The 14715-nt window shown below is 53.4% G+C and carries 20 protein-coding genes; all 20 read left to right on the top strand.

Features of this window, described 5'->3' with window-relative positions:
* The 20 genes from ACIPDS_RS02150 (at position 1) to ACIPDS_RS02245 (ending at position 14641) form a co-directional block, all read left to right on the top strand.
* Positions 1-1104, top strand: coding sequence for a hypothetical protein (locus ACIPDS_RS02150; protein WP_400732244.1), 1104 nt, complete (start codon positions 1-3; stop codon positions 1102-1104).
* A gap of 125 nt (positions 1105-1229) precedes the next feature.
* Entirely contained in the window at positions 1230-1982 is a 753-nt protein-coding gene (locus ACIPDS_RS02155; protein WP_400732246.1) for a DUF6651 domain-containing protein, read from the top strand.
* A gap of 16 nt (positions 1983-1998) precedes the next feature.
* Positions 1999-3138 (top strand): P22 phage major capsid protein family protein, encoded by a 1140-nt coding sequence (locus ACIPDS_RS02160; protein WP_400732247.1) that lies wholly within the window; start codon positions 1999-2001, stop codon positions 3136-3138.
* 39 nt (positions 3139-3177) lie between these two features.
* A complete protein-coding gene (locus ACIPDS_RS02165) occupies positions 3178-3480 on the top strand; it encodes a hypothetical protein (protein ID WP_400732249.1) in 303 nt (100 codons plus the stop codon).
* 2 nt (positions 3481-3482) lie between these two features.
* Positions 3483-3965, top strand: a complete 483-nt coding sequence (locus ACIPDS_RS02170) for a DnaT-like ssDNA-binding protein (protein ID WP_400732250.1) — start codon at positions 3483-3485, stop codon at positions 3963-3965.
* Between the two features lies 1 nt (position 3966).
* Positions 3967-4320 (top strand): hypothetical protein, encoded by a 354-nt coding sequence (locus ACIPDS_RS02175; RefSeq protein WP_400732252.1) that lies wholly within the window; start codon positions 3967-3969, stop codon positions 4318-4320.
* Between the two features lie 2 nt (positions 4321-4322).
* A complete protein-coding gene (locus tag ACIPDS_RS02180) occupies positions 4323-4922 on the top strand; it encodes a hypothetical protein (RefSeq protein WP_400732253.1) in 600 nt (199 codons plus the stop codon).
* Positions 4912-5361 carry a phage tail terminator-like protein gene (locus ACIPDS_RS02185; RefSeq protein ID WP_400732255.1) on the top strand — a complete coding sequence of 150 codons (450 nt, stop codon included), beginning with the start codon at positions 4912-4914 and terminating at the stop codon, positions 5359-5361. Before ACIPDS_RS02180 ends, ACIPDS_RS02185 begins: the two co-directional genes overlap by 11 nt.
* A 45-nt stretch (positions 5362-5406) precedes the next feature.
* Entirely contained in the window at positions 5407-6339 is a 933-nt protein-coding gene (locus ACIPDS_RS02190) for a phage tail tube protein (RefSeq protein WP_400732256.1), read from the top strand.
* A 41-nt stretch (positions 6340-6380) separates the two neighbouring features.
* A complete protein-coding gene (locus tag ACIPDS_RS02195; protein WP_400732258.1) occupies positions 6381-6719 on the top strand; it encodes a phage tail assembly chaperone in 339 nt (112 codons plus the stop codon).
* A 17-nt stretch (positions 6720-6736) separates the two neighbouring features.
* On the top strand, positions 6737-7024 hold the full coding sequence (locus ACIPDS_RS02200; protein WP_182944914.1) for a DUF1799 domain-containing protein: 288 nt from the start codon (positions 6737-6739) through the stop codon (positions 7022-7024).
* Complete coding sequence (locus tag ACIPDS_RS02205) at positions 7024-10146, top strand: phage tail tape measure protein (RefSeq protein ID WP_400732261.1); 3123 nt, start codon at positions 7024-7026, stop codon at positions 10144-10146. The genes ACIPDS_RS02200 and ACIPDS_RS02205 overlap by 1 nt, the downstream gene beginning before the upstream one ends.
* Positions 10146-10370 carry a hypothetical protein gene (locus ACIPDS_RS02210; RefSeq protein WP_016156676.1) on the top strand — a complete coding sequence of 75 codons (225 nt, stop codon included), beginning with the start codon at positions 10146-10148 and terminating at the stop codon, positions 10368-10370. Before ACIPDS_RS02205 ends, ACIPDS_RS02210 begins: the two co-directional genes overlap by 1 nt.
* A 56-nt stretch (positions 10371-10426) precedes the next feature.
* The gene (locus ACIPDS_RS02215; RefSeq protein WP_400733409.1) at positions 10427-10792 is read left to right on the top strand and encodes a hypothetical protein; all 366 of its coding nucleotides are present in this window, start codon (positions 10427-10429) and stop codon (positions 10790-10792) included.
* 161 nt (positions 10793-10953) lie between these two features.
* On the top strand, positions 10954-11712 hold the full coding sequence (locus ACIPDS_RS02220) for a hypothetical protein (protein WP_400732263.1): 759 nt from the start codon (positions 10954-10956) through the stop codon (positions 11710-11712).
* 1 nt (position 11713) lies between these two features.
* Positions 11714-12130, top strand: a complete 417-nt coding sequence (locus tag ACIPDS_RS02225; RefSeq protein ID WP_400732265.1) for a hypothetical protein — start codon at positions 11714-11716, stop codon at positions 12128-12130.
* Between the two features lie 65 nt (positions 12131-12195).
* Complete coding sequence (locus ACIPDS_RS02230; RefSeq protein ID WP_400732266.1) at positions 12196-12546, top strand: phage tail protein; 351 nt, start codon at positions 12196-12198, stop codon at positions 12544-12546.
* The gene (locus ACIPDS_RS02235) at positions 12546-13316 is read left to right on the top strand and encodes a phage minor tail protein L (protein WP_400732267.1); all 771 of its coding nucleotides are present in this window, start codon (positions 12546-12548) and stop codon (positions 13314-13316) included. Before ACIPDS_RS02230 ends, ACIPDS_RS02235 begins: the two co-directional genes overlap by 1 nt.
* Before the next feature lie 12 nt (positions 13317-13328).
* Positions 13329-14060, top strand: coding sequence for a C40 family peptidase (locus ACIPDS_RS02240; protein ID WP_400732268.1), 732 nt, complete (start codon positions 13329-13331; stop codon positions 14058-14060).
* Positions 14048-14641, top strand: coding sequence for a tail assembly protein (locus ACIPDS_RS02245; RefSeq protein WP_400732270.1), 594 nt, complete (start codon positions 14048-14050; stop codon positions 14639-14641). The genes ACIPDS_RS02240 and ACIPDS_RS02245 overlap by 13 nt, the downstream gene beginning before the upstream one ends.
* The last annotated feature ends 74 nt before the right edge of the window (positions 14642-14715 follow it).

Raw genomic sequence — 14715 nt, forward strand, 5'->3', positions numbered from 1 at the left:
ATGGCACGTACCGTCAATGACCGCCTGCAGGACGAGACCATAGCGCATGGTCTGTATGTGACGCGCTACGGTACTGGCGTTGCCCGGCGAATGGTGTCGCTGCTGAACAAGATGGATGCTGACCTCGCAGCCAAACTGCTGGTGCTGCTGGACGGGAAGCGCGCCGATAATTATAGCGCCCGTCGTCTGGCATCGCTGCTGGCTGGCGTGCGTGACCTTAATCACAAGGCCTATGACCCGGTTAATGATGCGCTGGCGCGCGAACTAACACGCTACGTTGAATATGAGGCCGGTTATCAGCTGGACCTGTTCAGCAGCATCATCCCTAAGCAGATCCTCCGGCATGTTCCGCTCCAGAGCATCGCACCAGAGCAGGTTTACGCCTCAGCTGTGGCGCAACCCTTTCAGGGCCGGTTGCTGAAAGAGTGGGGGCAGAAGCTTGAATCAGATCGGCTGGACAAAATCACCAACGCTGTTCGCTCTGGTTTCTTCCAGGGTGAAACGGTTGAGCAGATTGTCCGGCGCGTCGCGGGCACACCGCAGCGCAATCGCGAGGACGGGGTGATAAACACCTCTCGCCGCGACCTGGCTGTGGTGACACGTACGGCGGTGAACCATATGGCCGCCACAGCACGTCAGGACTTCGCTCTGGCAAACAGCGATATTGTGAAAGCCAAGCAGTGGTCGTCTACGCTCGACACGCATACTAGTCAGTGGTGCATCATTCGCGACCGCAAACTCTACTCGCTGGACGGCAAACCGCTGGGGCATGTTGTTCCGTATCTGCGCGGGCCCGGCAAAATCCACTTCTGCTGCCGCTCCGGGGAAATCCTGCTAACGAAATCGTGGGAAGAATTGCAGATAGCCTCAGGTGTTCTGAGTGGTGTAACACGCGCCTCAATGGACGGGCAGGTGCCAGCGCATACCAGTTATCCCGAATGGCTTACCCGGCAGCCGTACGCGCGACAGGAGCAGGTGCTGGGCGTAACCCGCGCGCAGATGCTGCGTGACGGCAAAATAACTGTGCCTGAAATGTTTAACGATGCAGGGGAGTTTCTCACCTTGGACGAACTACGCCGCATGGATGCGTCGGCGTTTGAATAACACAGACCTCATCAACATCAGGCTGCCTTTGGGCGGCCTTTTTTTATGCCTGCCGCTGAGCGGATGCGACGCGGTGACCGGGTCGGATGACCCATTACCAATGGCCGGAAGGCTGGAGCAAAACAATGAAACTCAAACTTGATGCCAACGGCAATGTGGTCGTTGAAAACGGTATGCCTGTGTATGTCCATGATGACGGCAAAGAGATCCCGTTCGATGCGACCGCAGCGATGACCAAAATCACATCTCTGAACGGTGAGGCCAAAACTCACCGTGAGGCGAAGGAAGCGGCAGAAGCTGGTCTTGCGAAATTCGCTGGCATCACCGACCCGACCAAGGCACTTGAGGCCCTGGAGATGATGACCAAAATCGACCAGAAGAAGCTGATCGACGCTGGCGCCGTTGACCAGGTTAAGGCCGAGATCACCAAGGTTTACCAGCAGCAGCTGGACGAAGCGAACGGCAAGACCAAACAGCTAGAAACCCAGCTCTACGACGAGATGATCGGCGGCCGCTTCGGTGGCTCTAAGTTCATTTCCGAGAAGATGGCGATCCCGGCTGAGTTCGTGCGCTCCCACTTCGGGCAGAACTTCAAAATTGAAGACGGCAAGGTCGTGGCCTACGACGGGCAGGGCAACAAGGTGTTCTCCCGCACCAAGCCCGGCGAATTGGCTGGCTTTGACGAAGCGCTGGAATCTCTGGTCGAGTTGCATCCGCAGAAAGACTACATCCTCAAAGCGTCCGGTAATAGCGGCGGTGGTTCTCACCAATCGCAGCATCAGGCCGGGCAAAAAACCATGAAACGCGCTGCTTTTGACGCTCTGGATGGTGCCGGAAAGCAAGCGGCACTCAAAGACAGCGTCAGCATCGTTGATTAATCGAAAGGAGCCATAAATGGCAGGCAATACTCTCACTGGTCTGATCCCGACCATCTATACCGCACTGGACGTAGTGTCCCGCGAACAAACTGGCTTCATTCCTGCTGTAGCGCGCGACGCGAAAGCGGATGCAGCTGCAAAAGACCAGACCGTGCGTGCGCCAGTCGCACCGGCGGCCACCACTGAAGACATTGTACCGGGACCGGCAGCGCCGAATACCGGCGAACAGACCATCGGTGGTGTGGATGTCAAAATCACCAAATCCAAAATGGCCCCGGTCAAATGGAATGGTGAAGAGCAGTTGGCACTTGGCCCGGCCGGTACCTACAACATCATTCTGGCCGATCAGTTCAAACAGGCTTTCCGCGCCTTGTCGAACGAAGTTGATGCCGACCTTGCTGCACTGTACCTCAACTCCTCACGCGCTGTTGGTGCACCGAAAGATACGCCGTTTAGCATCAAGGACGATCTGTCAGATGCGGCTCTGGCGCGACAAATTCTGACCGATAACGGCACGCCAACCACCGACCTGCGCATGGTGCTTGGCGGCGAGGCGATGGCCTCCATTCGCGGTAAGCAGTCTGTACTGTTTAAAGCGAACGAGGCGGGGACCGACCAGCTGCTGCGTGAAGGCGTTATCGGTCGCATCATGGGCTTCAACCTCCATGAGTCTTTCAGTATCAAGCGCACCGCGAAAAGCACTGCGGCTGGTTACAAGGTTAACGGCGCGAAAAAAGAGGGCGATATCATCGTTGCTATCTCGGCGGGCACCGGCGGTATTGCTGCGGGCACTGCGGTGAAGTTTGATGGTGATGACAACCAGTACCTGGTTGTGGCAGCGACGTCTTCCAGCATTACCATCAGCGCACCGGGCCTCCGTCAGGATCTGGCTGACCAGGCGGACGTCACGGTACTCAGCGAGTTTACGCCGAACATGGCGTTTGACCGGGGGGCATTCCTGCTGGCCAGCCGCACCCCTGCGATGCCTGAAGGTGGCGATACCGCAGACGACGTTATGAACGTGACCGACCCGGCATCCGGCATCACCTTCCAGGTCGCCCTGTACCGTCAGTACCGTCAGGTGCGTTACGAGGTCGGTCTGGCGTGGGGTGTGGCCGCTGTGGCTCCGCGTCATTCCGCCATCATCATGGGTTAACCACTGGGGCTTCGGCCCCTTTTCTTTTCGGGAGGCCCAATGGCCGGATTAACCAAAGAGCAGCGCGCGCAGCGTGAGGCTGAAAAGATTGCGGCGCAGAACGGCGCTGAACATGCTTCTGCCCAGCAGGAGCAGCAGGAGCAGCAGGAGCAGCAGGAGCAGCAGGAGCAGCAGGAGCAGCAGGAGCAGCAGGAGCAGCAGGAGCAGCAGGAGCAGCAGGGTATTGAGCTGGCGGTCATGGTACGCGATATCCCTGAATTCCCGGGCGGCCCGCTGCGCGCAGGTGTTCATCCTGACGAAGTGAATAACTGGCTGGCGCTGGACTGGCGTCTGGAGGAGTAAGCATGTTGGTTGCCGATCCCCATTCGCCAGACTTCAACAGCTACGCCAGCGTCGTTGACCTGCGCGCGTTCGCGTCGGGGCGCGGGTATACCGTTCCTACCGATGATGGCGAGTGCGGTCAGATGCTGATGCAGTCCATGGACTATCTGGAAGGGCAGCAGTGGCGCGGCCAGCGCTCCAGGGCATCACAGCCGCTGTCATGGCCGCGTTCTGGCGTTCGCTTTGATGGTGTTGACCTGCCGGATGACGCCATCCCGCAGCGCCTGGTTGACGCGCAATGCCGCCTGGCTATCGAATCGAAGGAGATTGACCTCACGCCTTCGGTCGCTGGTGGTGGGGCCGTCACGATGGAGCGCGTCGAGGGCGCTGTGACTGTTCAGTACGAACCGGGCACGAACAAGGCTGTGCCGTCGTTTCCCTGGTTCTATTCCTCGCTGCGCGGGCTGGTGGTGGGCGGCAATCAAATCCGTATCGAAAGGGGATGATATGGCAATCGACTACCGCCGCATGCGCGCAACAGCAACCCGACTGCTGACCGAGAACGGGAAGGCATACCAGCTCACCCGCGGCGGCACCACCACCCGCGATCAATACGGGAGGGAGGTTACCACAGAGCCTGTTATTGCCACCGTTATCGGCGTTATCACCGAATACTCCACGCGTGAAATCGATGGCTCTCTGATTGCTACTGGCGATAAGAAACTGGCAGCTACGTGTGAAACGGAAGTGCGAATCGATGACCGCATCGAAATTGACGGCAAAAAGTGGCGAGTGGTGCAGCCGAATCCGGTTAAGCCTGCCGATGTGCTGATTTCCTACAACATCCAACTGAGGACGTAAGTATGGCTAGTTCTGCTAATCAGCCGTTCCTGGCTGCCATTCAGTTGTTCGTTGATAGTTCCAAGCAGGAGATGGACGAGGTGGTACGTAGGACGGGTATCAAAATACTCGGTCGGCTGGTGGAAATGTCACCTATTGGTAATCCCGATCTCTGGCAGGTCAACCAGACGGCATCTGCGTACAACACCGCTGTTCGGGAGCATAATGCGATCCTGCGTGATGACCCTACTAACCTGACCAAATCAGGACGGCTCAAGCGCGGTCTGCGTGTTAACGACTCAATGGACGTCAAAAAGCCGGATGGGTATGTCGGTGGGCGCTTCAAAAATAACTGGTACGTGGGATTTGATAGTCAGCCGACTGAATCCAACGACACGCCAGACGCTTCCGGCCAGGGCTCGAACACCCGCGGCATGGCCGTACTTGAGGTGTTCCGGGTAGGGCACGTAAGTTCGATTTACTTCACTAACAACTTGCCTTACGCCCGAGCCCTGGAAGATGGCCACTCCGGCCAGGCTCCGGGTGGGATGGTGCGGGTTACTGCGCTGGACGCCGCGCAACTGTTCCGTGAGGCAATGAGCGAGGTGCGTAATGGCCGGTGACCAGTCAATGCGGATCGCTGACTTGCTGGAAGGTCGTACCGCGGTTATCTGCTCCTCGCTCGGGCTGCCAGTAGCCTGGCCGAACATCGCGTTTACTCCACCGGATAATGCGCCTTACGGACGTGTTTACGTTCTGCCAGCGCAAACTGTGGGGCAGGATCTGGAAGGCCAGTTGCGTACGTATCAGGGTATTCTCCAGCTCAACATCATCGCGCCTGCCGGCAGCGGCGTGACACTGACAAGGGGGCTGGCAAAGTCTGTTGCCTATGCCTTCCCTGAAGGGCTGCCGCTGGTGGATGGCGATTTGACCGTCTATATCAACGGCCCGCCGCAGGTGCGCACGCCGATACAGGATCGCCCGACATCTGCACCAAATGGCTCGAGCGGCTCGATCACCTACACCACCCCCGTCAGCATGCAGTACCGCGCTGATTACTGACCCGCCACTCGGCGGGTTTTTCTTACCTCAATTCAGGAGAATGCAATGGCATTCGCAATCCCTAACGGGTCACGTGTAAACGTGGCCAAGGCCTATCTTGCGCCGATTATTTTCACAGCAGCATCCAATGCCACGGAATGCGAACTGACCGTTGCCTCGGCTGCTGGCATCCTCGCGGGCGATGTTGTCCAGGTTAACTCTGGCTGGTTGAAGCTCGACAACATGGTCGTGCGCGTTAAGTCAGTCTCCGGTACAAAAATCGTGCTGGAAGCGTTCGATACCACCAACACCGCTAAATTCCCGGCAGGCACTGGCGCTGGCACACTGCGTAAAATTGATTCGTGGATCACCATGCCTCAGGTGATGACGCTCTCTACCGAAGGCGGTGACCAGCAGACCATCAGCGTGCAGTTCCTTGAAGATGATAAAGCCCGAACCATCCCGACGTTCAAGAATGCCGTGGTGCAGGTCTACACCTTCGCGCATGACCCGCAGTTGGCTATCTACAAACGGCTGATTGAACTTGATGAATCTAGCGATACCACTGCTGTCTGGTTCCATAACCCGCGCGGAAAAGCGGATCGTTACTACTCTGCCAAGGTGTCCTTCCAGAAAGTGCCGAAGACCGAAATCAACGCAGTGGAAAGCAATGAAGCGCGTATGAACTTCGAATCAGATATGCAGATTTACCCTATCGTTGATGCATCCGCTACGCCGCTGGCGTTCCTGACTGACTTGCCAGCAACCAAAACTGTTGCCAGTGGTGCTGCGTTGGATCTGGCAGTGGTTATGCAGGGTGGTTCCGCGCCGTACACCTACGTGTGGAAGAAGGGCAGCACCGCTATTCCGGGCAAAACTGCATCAACATTCAATATCCCGTCGGTTGCGTCTGGTGATGCCGGTTCGTACACCTGCGAAGTCACCGATGCCGCAGGCAAGACCCTAACCTCAGCGGCATGTACCGTCACTGTCAGCTAACCAACCAGGCCCGGTTCGCCGGGCTATTCTGAGATGAACACATGACCAAATTCTCCCTGATTCCAAACCCAACGTTCTCCGCTACCGCCAGCATCCCGCGCGCCGGTGCTGACGACGGCAAACTGACCGTCACCTTCCGCCATAAGACGCTGGAAGAGTTGCGAGCCATGGACGAGCAACTGCACAAGAAGGCCGGCGGCAAAAAAGCCCCTATCGAGCCGCAGGCCGATTACCTGATGGAAATCGTCGATAGTTGGGCATTACCGGATGAATTCACCCGCGATAACGTGATCGTCCTACTTAAGAACTACCCGCGTGCGTTCGACAGTATTGGCCTGGCTTATACCAAAGAGTTGATGGGCATCCGCGAAAAAAACTGAGGCAGGTCGCCGCAGCGATGTATACGCCGGGACCGACACTCGCGGAGTTGAACGCTTTTGGTTTAACGCCTGAGGACGTGGAGGAAGATGTGGGGATCCTGCCGTCGGTATGGAAGTCTTTCACTATCTTTTCCACGCTTGCGACCCAATGGCGCGTTGGCGCGAGCGGGGCGACCGGCCTTGATTACAACGTACTCCCCTGGATGTTTGAGTTACACGGGGTTGAGGATGCGGCGGCCTGTATGGCTGACCTACAAATCATGGAAAGCGAGGCGCTTAAGGTAATGCATAAGGAGACGAAATAATGTCAGACCAAATCGCCTCTATTACTTTGAGGGCTGATGTTTCCGACCTGAAAACAGCCAGTAATGAACTGGATAAACTCGGAGAGGCAGCGGCAGGTGCCGTCGGCAAGGCTGATGACCTGAACAGTGTTTTCCGTGCTGGCGCTGAGTCGACAAAACAAGGCACGGCAGGCATTAAGGAACAGCAGACCGCGCTAAAGGGGCTGCTGGGGAACATCGACCCGGTAAACAAGGCGCTGAACCGGCTTGACGAGCAGCAGGCAGCGCTACGTAACTTCCAGGCGAAGGGCTTTCTTGATGCCGACTCGTTCCTGGCGTATAGCAAAATTCTGGACGACACCCGCCTAAAACTGACCGATACCGGTGAAGCAGCAGCGAAAGCACAGGCAGAACTGGCAGCCACCCAAGCCGCCGAGAAGCAATCCGCTGCGTTAAAGAACCTGCTGGGCTCCATCGACCCGACCATCCGGGCATTCAACTCGCTGGATGAACAGCATGCGCAGCTGGTGGCGCATTTCGAGTCAGGACGCATCAATAGCGCTCAATTCGAGCACTTCAACACCATCCTGAACCAGACGCGCGAGCGGCTTTCCGGCGTGGCTGACATACTACCCGAGGCTCTATCCCGGCAGGAAGCCGCCGCACGCCGCGCCGGTATCTCCGTGGGCCAGTACAGCGCAGCGATGCGCACACTTCCGGCACAGTTCACAGATATCGCCACACAGCTGGCTGGTGGGCAGTCTCCGTTCCTCATCCTGCTCCAGCAGGGTGGGCAGATTAAAGACCAGTTCGGCGGAGTGGGTGGTGCAATTTCCGGTGTCGGTACTTATTTGCGCGGGCTGCTTGGCTTGCTCAATCCTGTCACCATTGGCATTGGTGCTTTGGTTGTTGGCGCTGGGGCGCTGGCGACAGCCTGGTATCAAGGGTCGAAGGAAGCGACGGAGTTTAACAAGCAGCTTATCCTGACCGGTAATTACTCGGCACAATCAGCTACAAAACTTTCTGATTTGGCTCAAAAAATTGGTGGCTCAAGTGGCAAGGTTGCAGAAGCTGCGAGAACGCTTTCTCAGGTCGTTGGTGCTGGCACATTCAAAACTGACCAGCTCGAAGCTGTAACCCGTGCCGCCATGTCGATGCAAGATGCGACTGGTCAGTCAGTTGATGCCACAATAAAGAACTTCCAGAGGCTTTACGACGCCCCGACTAAGGCGTCAGAAGAGCTAAACTCGACGCTTCATTTCCTCACCTCGGCGCAGTATGACTACATTGCGTCACTGGAACGGCGTGGAGATAAAGAAGGGGCAGCCGCGGTGGCAGCCGAGGCATACGGAGATGCCGAACAAAAAAGAAGCCAGCAGATTCTCAATAATATGGGGCTGATTGAACGAGCTGCAGCGAGTGTTAGTAAGGCCCTCAAAGGAATGTGGGACGAATTGCTCAATGTTGGAAGGCCGGATGCGCCAAATGACATGCTGCGCAAGATGCAGGATGAGCTTGCGGTGCGGGAAAAGGCACTACTACCTGAGAGAAATGACAGTAAATATGTATATGGCATGCCAAATGATGATGCCGAGTACAATCAGCGTCGAAGGGCGCAACTGGCTGCTATTAACGCGCTGAAATCTCAGATAGCACCACTACAACAAGCGGCTCAACTGCAAAATGATATCAGCGCTTCGATAAAGCAGGGGGCTGATGCTGACAATAAGAGAACGGATGCTCTGATTTACCAGAACCGTATTCTCGAGCAATCAATGACGTGGCAGGAGAAGCGCAGCCGTGCGTTATCTGAGCTATGGAAAAATGTTGCTATAGCGCCTGATAAGTGGAGTGAACAACAGCGTCAGCAGGCTGTTGATGGTATTAATAAGCAGTTCCATCCGAACAAAACCCCCAACACTCCAGCCGTTAAGGCTTCAGCTGGTGATCGCTCAACCGATACTTACAATGCTGAGACTTTGGCTCTGCAAGCGCAGCTCAAAACGCTACAGGATCATCGTGACATCAATGATGTAATCAGCCAGCAGCGTAAGCAGCAGTGGGAGTTAATTTCGAAAATCACTATCCTCGAGTCCACCGCTAACGATCCGAAAGGGCGCGCATTAACACTCGATGAAAAGTCACTGCTGGCGAACAAAGATAAGCTCTTGGCCCAAGCAGATATTAATGCTGGATTGGGCGATCAGATTGCCAAACAGCAAAAGTTGAACTCATTAGCTGACCAGGCGACTAAGTTCGCCCAGCAACAGTCTGCCAAGCAGGCGGAAATTGCTGCGGCAGCTAGAGGCTTGTCCACCAGAGAGGCCGAAAGGGAAGCGACGCGCCAGCGCCTGACTGAATCCTACGCCTTTAACCCAGACGCTCAGAAAAAGGTTCTCGCAGATCAGGAGGAGACCTACCGGAAAGAGGATGAACTTCGCAGCGACTGGCAGGCCGGCGCAAAGCGTGGCTGGGCCGATTATGCTGACTCAGCAACAAACACGTTTGAAGCGATGCGGAATGTGGCTGGTTCTACGTTCAGTGGCCTATCTGACATGCTGACAGACTTGGTTACTACCGGTACAGCCAGTTTTAAATCGTTTGCTTCTTCAATGCTCAAAATGATTGCTCAGGTAGTTAATCAGCTACTTGTGGCTTATGCCGTCCAGGCCGCAATGGGCTGGATTAGTGGTGGCGCCAAAGCCCCTACTGCCGGGCAGTCTTTTGCAGTGCCTTCATATCGACCTACAGGATTTGACTCAGGTGGATATACTGGATCGGGTGGTAAATACGAACCAGCAGGCATTGTCCACAAGGATGAATTTGTATTCACTAAAGAAGCCACCAGACGGATCGGGGTGGACAATCTGTATCGCCTGATGAACAACGGTAATTTGGGGCGTTACGCTACTGGCGGGCTTGTTGGTGGAAATCAGTCAGGAGTTACCGCCGCAGGTGTGCCAATCATCAGTGTCAGCTTTGGTGATATCAATATCGGTTCAGGTGGGCAAGCCAATACGGGCGGCTCAGCAAATGCTGCGGCGATTGGCAAGCAACTTAACGACGCGATGGTCGAGACCATCAATACTCAAGTAAGAAAACCAGGCACTCCGCTCTGGAGCGCCGTAAGAGGAAAATATTAATGAAAATTGCCGAAATACAGGTTCATGATGTTATTTGGTACGACAATTTTAATGGAAAGGAAATCAGCGCTAGCGTGACGTTTTACGGCCCAGACGATAGCACTCGCATTATCAGCGTCCCCGTTAGCCTGCCCCATCAGCTAGATCTAACCATCCGACAAGTTGAAGAGCTTGCGATTACGACAGCCAAAGAAAAGCTAAAACTGATCGCTAATAGCATCTGATCGATACATTCTGACATCCCCTGGTTATCATGCGTTAAACCATGCTAATCAAGGGGATGATAGTGAAAAAATTGCTATTGGTGGGGATTGCTTGTTTGCCACTTACCGGGTGCTTTGGAGAATACAGTGAAGCCATAAATTATGGGGAGTCACAAATCAAGCAGTCATTGAAAGATCCAGATAGCGCAAAATTCAATGATGTATGGTTTTCACCAGATGCGAATAATGGCAAGCCTAAAATCAGCGGGTATGTCTGTGGCCGGGTTAATGCAAAAAATGCATTCGGTGGGTATGTCGGAGAGGCTCCGTTCTTTATTTATGTGGGTCAGCTTGCCTCTGATTTTTTCAGTGGGGCCCCAGGAATTATCCAAAGCGATGACGAAAAATCCATGAAAAGATTTGAACAATTTTGCAAGAGATAGCTCACGCCAACACCAACAGCAAGCCCCGATAGGGGCTTGTGCACGGAGCCCACTCAGGTGGGCTTTTTGTTGAAGGAGTTGCTCAATGTATATTTAGCCAGGTTTAGGTGCATGAGTAGTTTTGCTATGATTCGGTTAAACACCATTTGGCCGATGTGGATATGACTAGCGCTAACCCTCAACTGAAAACCAATGAACTTCTTGAAAAGCTAGTTCCCTCCATCGAGTCTGGAGAAAATCTTATTGGTGATTTTGGCCTGCGTGTAGTTATCCGCGAAGCTAAAAAAATACCAGATACCTATCAGTCTCTTTTAGTCATAGGGCTTGCAGAAATCGTTGGTGGTAACTATGTTGCTGCTATGGAAAACCATCGGCGACTTGCCCTTATCAATCCTTATAATGACGTTGTTTGGGTGAATTTTTCAGTCGCGTTAGGCCAGAGATGTCAGTATCGCTTGGCGCGTGAAATTTCCCACAATAGCATCCCTTATGTCGGTTTTGCTGGGCTTTGCCATGCATATTTAAATGCAGGGTTTTGGGGAGATCTCGAAACAATGTTGCTTATAAAAGGTCAGCCAATTTTCAACTCCAGCGATATATCATCATTTGCAGAAAAACAAAGGTATGACATTATGCGTTGCGATTCCATCATGAAAATTTTGATGGATGACAGGGAGGAATCTGATTATTTATTTCAAATGGCTTCTCTTGTAATGCAAATCGCGGAAAGGCTAAAACTCCCACCGAGACAGGCATCAATTCATACAGATGCGGAAGGTATGTTAATTTTCTCTTTTGGCATAACTTCAGAATATTCAGATAGTTTATGGGAAATCAATGATGAACTTGCTTCATTGATAGTTGATAATCAGATTTTCTCTTCAAATAGCATTGCCACATTCCATGTGATAGGAGACTGAAATGGCGATTTCACATTCTGAGATCCTTCATTTTGCAAAGTCGATAGCTGGGGATGGTGAGAACGAAGTTAATCTGAGGGCCTCAATTGGTCGGGCATACTACAGCATGTTTCACGCTGCGCATGAGATTGCTGGTGGTCGCGTACCCAAAAATCATCCTATGCCCGGCAAAATTTTCAAAGGTGGGACTCACGCTCGCTTGTCCCAGTATTTAGCAGACTGTGCAGAACAACTGCATCCGGCGCATGTAAGAACATTGCAATTACTCTCTGTTAAGCTAAAAATGTGTCATAAATCCAGGTGTGAGGCGGATTATGAATTAACTCAAAATATTCATAAATCGCAGTTGGACTGCATTTTAAAAGAAGCTGAAATGACACAAGATATTTTGGTGAAAATTAAAGAATTAGTTGCCTGAATATTTCATAAATACCAATCATTATGAATAACCCAGCTCCGGCTGGGTTTTTTTATGGAGCAAATATGGCAGTTGAAATCTACAAATGGCACTCGCAACTCGGGGCGGGGGCTGTCGAATACAGCCAGACGGTACGGTCGGCGCAGTTTGGTGATGGATATGAGCAGGTAGCTGATAACGGCATCAACTCCACCGCCATTCAGGTGCCGATGAAGCATGTCGGTACCGAAGTAGAAGTAAACGTGATCCGCGACTTTCTGCTGGCCCATACTGTTAAGTCCTTCATCATCACGCCGCCAGGCGAGGTTAAGGGGCTGTACCGGGTTGTCGCTGACTCCATCCGGAAAAATCAGCTTAGCAGCAAGTTTTCTGAGCTGACCTTCACTATCAAGCGAGCTTACGGGGTTTACGCATAATGGCTCTTGTCGATCAGGCGGCGACGCTGGCACCAGGTGGCAGAGTCCGCCTGGTTGAAGTAGACGCTTCAGAGTTCAGCGGTGGTATCCATCGCTTTCATTACGCACCATTCCCCCATACACCAGCCGAAGTTGACGCAGCGAACGGCGACGAGTCAAAGCTGGGGCCGAAGCCAATTATCTGGGGCGGGAAGACCTTCGATTTCTGGCCATTCCAGATTTCTGATCTTGCACTCTCAACCGACCAGGCAGCAGAGCCTAAGCTGAGCGTATCCAACCTCGATGGGCATATCACAGCACTATGCCTACAGTTCAAGGACATGGTGAATGCGAAGGTCAGCATTATTGATACCTACGCTATCTATCTGGATGCGGTGAACTTTCCGGGCGGCGTTAACCCAACGTCGGATCCGACGGCGTTCTCTTTGCAAACCTTCTGGCTGGATACCAAAACCTCAGAAGATGATGAGGTAGTGTCGTGGTCTCTTAGCAGCCCGGCGGATTTGCAGAATCTGGTTATTCCCACCAGGCAGATCACATCACTTTGTGAGTGGGCGTTGCGCGGTCAATACCGCAGCGGTGATGGCTGTACATACAATGGCACGGCGTATTTCGATGCGAAAGGTAATGTAGTCACTGACCCTGCATTGGATGTATGCGGAGGTTGTCTGAGCGATTGTCGTAAGCGATTTGGTGCTGGCCTGGCTGAGCCTAATACCGCAACCCTCGATTTCGGCGGCTACCCAGCAACCGTGCTTTTCTCTCGATAACTGGACATCTAAATGAATAAAACAATTATGAAGGCGATCCGAGCGCATGCGCTGGAGGAATCCCCGTGCGAGTGCTGCGGCTTCATCATTCAGTCAGGGCGGCGCCAGCGTTATATCCCGGTTCCGAACAGTCATGAAAACCCATCAGAGCATTTCCGTATTGATGCTGAGTACTGGGCAAATGCAGAGGATGCGGGAACCATAATTCGAGTCATTCACTCGCATCCTGGCGATGGTGCAAGGGCTATCCCATCAGACCTAGATCGCCAGCAATGCAACCAGTCAGGTGTGGTATGGGGTATCTACGCGCCTGATAGTGACGAATATGCCGAAATTATGCCGGATGCTATTCCGTTAATCGGCCGCCCGTTCATTCTTGGCTCTCACGACTGCTGGGGGCTGGTCATGGACTGGCATGCTACTCAAGGTGTGAAGCTGACCGACTTCCGCGTTGATTACCCGTGGTGGGAAAGTCAGTATCCGGACAACCTCTATTTCGACAATTGGGAGAGAGAGGGATTTGTTGAATGCGATCCGGCCCCCGGATGCATGGCCATCATGCAAGTCGAATCTGGTAAGTGGAACCACGCGGGAGTCATCACCGAAGATGGCGAGCTGTTGCACCATCTATACGGCCAGCCCTCTTGCATCACGCCATATTCCCGTGGCTACTTCAAAGATCGGACGATGATCTGCGTCCGACACAAAGACCTAAAACAGGAGATTAAACCTTGGCGCGGTTAACAACTATCCGTCTGTACGGTGCGCTCGGCGCGCGGTTCGGTCGGGTGCATAAACTGGCAGTTCAGACGTCTGCAGAGGCGGTAAAAGCCTTATGCGTCAATTTTGATGGTCTGGAAGACTACCTGATGAACGCTAAAAAGAATGGAATGGTGTTCGCGGTATTTCGTGGCAAGCGGAATATTGGCGTGCAGGATTTCAAGGAACTGGGTGGAAAGAGTGAAATTCGTATTGCTCCGGTAATGGAAGGTGCAAAAAAGGCAGGAATATTCCAGACAATACTTGGTGCTGTGATGCTCGTTGCTGGGGTTGTAATGACTGTTATGTCTGGTGGAGCGGCTTCTCCATTGGCGGCTAGTCTGATGGTCGCTGGTGGATCAATGATGGCGGGTGGCATCTACCAGATGCTTTCCCCGCAACCCAAGGGCCTTCAGGGTCGTGATGATCCAGATAACAAACCGAGCTATGCCTTCGGGGGGGCAGTGAACACCCTGGCGATGGGCAATCCAGTCGCGCTGCTGTATGGCGAACGCGAGATTGGCGGCGCAATTATCAGCGCAGGTATCGTCGCACAGGATATCTAGAAATAGGTATAAGGCAATTTCCTAATCTGATAGATATCAATGAGAAGACTCAAAATGTAATAGTTTGCATACAA

It is taken from the genome of Kluyvera sp. NPDC087067 (assembly GCF_044745165.1).
In the GTDB taxonomy this organism is placed as follows: Bacteria; Pseudomonadota; Gammaproteobacteria; order Enterobacterales; family Enterobacteriaceae; genus Kluyvera.

Excerpts from the sequence above, each read along its gene's own strand:
- ACIPDS_RS02210 (WP_016156676.1), top strand. The coding sequence starts at position 10,146 with ATGAAAATTGCCGAAATACAGGTTCATGATGTTATTTGGTACGACAAT.
- ACIPDS_RS02155 (WP_400732246.1), top strand. The coding sequence starts at position 1,230 with ATGAAACTCAAACTTGATGCCAACGGCAATGTGGTCGTTGAAAACGGT.
- ACIPDS_RS02195 (WP_400732258.1), top strand. The coding sequence starts at position 6,381 with ATGACCAAATTCTCCCTGATTCCAAACCCAACGTTCTCCGCTACCGCC.
- ACIPDS_RS02190 (WP_400732256.1), top strand. The coding sequence starts at position 5,407 with ATGGCATTCGCAATCCCTAACGGGTCACGTGTAAACGTGGCCAAGGCC.
- ACIPDS_RS02240 (WP_400732268.1), top strand. The coding sequence starts at position 13,329 with ATGAATAAAACAATTATGAAGGCGATCCGAGCGCATGCGCTGGAGGAA.
- ACIPDS_RS02160 (WP_400732247.1), top strand. The coding sequence starts at position 1,999 with ATGGCAGGCAATACTCTCACTGGTCTGATCCCGACCATCTATACCGCA.
- ACIPDS_RS02215 (WP_400733409.1), top strand. The coding sequence starts at position 10,427 with ATGATAGTGAAAAAATTGCTATTGGTGGGGATTGCTTGTTTGCCACTT.
- ACIPDS_RS02220 (WP_400732263.1), top strand. The coding sequence starts at position 10,954 with ATGACTAGCGCTAACCCTCAACTGAAAACCAATGAACTTCTTGAAAAG.
- ACIPDS_RS02235 (WP_400732267.1), top strand. The coding sequence starts at position 12,546 with ATGGCTCTTGTCGATCAGGCGGCGACGCTGGCACCAGGTGGCAGAGTC.
- ACIPDS_RS02150 (WP_400732244.1), top strand. The coding sequence starts at position 1 with ATGGCACGTACCGTCAATGACCGCCTGCAGGACGAGACCATAGCGCAT.
- ACIPDS_RS02205 (WP_400732261.1), top strand. The coding sequence starts at position 7,024 with ATGTCAGACCAAATCGCCTCTATTACTTTGAGGGCTGATGTTTCCGAC.
- ACIPDS_RS02165 (WP_400732249.1), top strand. The coding sequence starts at position 3,178 with ATGGCCGGATTAACCAAAGAGCAGCGCGCGCAGCGTGAGGCTGAAAAG.
- ACIPDS_RS02185 (WP_400732255.1), top strand. The coding sequence starts at position 4,912 with ATGGCCGGTGACCAGTCAATGCGGATCGCTGACTTGCTGGAAGGTCGT.
- ACIPDS_RS02170 (WP_400732250.1), top strand. The coding sequence starts at position 3,483 with ATGTTGGTTGCCGATCCCCATTCGCCAGACTTCAACAGCTACGCCAGC.
- ACIPDS_RS02180 (WP_400732253.1), top strand. The coding sequence starts at position 4,323 with ATGGCTAGTTCTGCTAATCAGCCGTTCCTGGCTGCCATTCAGTTGTTC.
- ACIPDS_RS02225 (WP_400732265.1), top strand. The coding sequence starts at position 11,714 with ATGGCGATTTCACATTCTGAGATCCTTCATTTTGCAAAGTCGATAGCT.
- ACIPDS_RS02200 (WP_182944914.1), top strand. The coding sequence starts at position 6,737 with ATGTATACGCCGGGACCGACACTCGCGGAGTTGAACGCTTTTGGTTTA.
- ACIPDS_RS02175 (WP_400732252.1), top strand. The coding sequence starts at position 3,967 with ATGGCAATCGACTACCGCCGCATGCGCGCAACAGCAACCCGACTGCTG.
- ACIPDS_RS02230 (WP_400732266.1), top strand. The coding sequence starts at position 12,196 with ATGGCAGTTGAAATCTACAAATGGCACTCGCAACTCGGGGCGGGGGCT.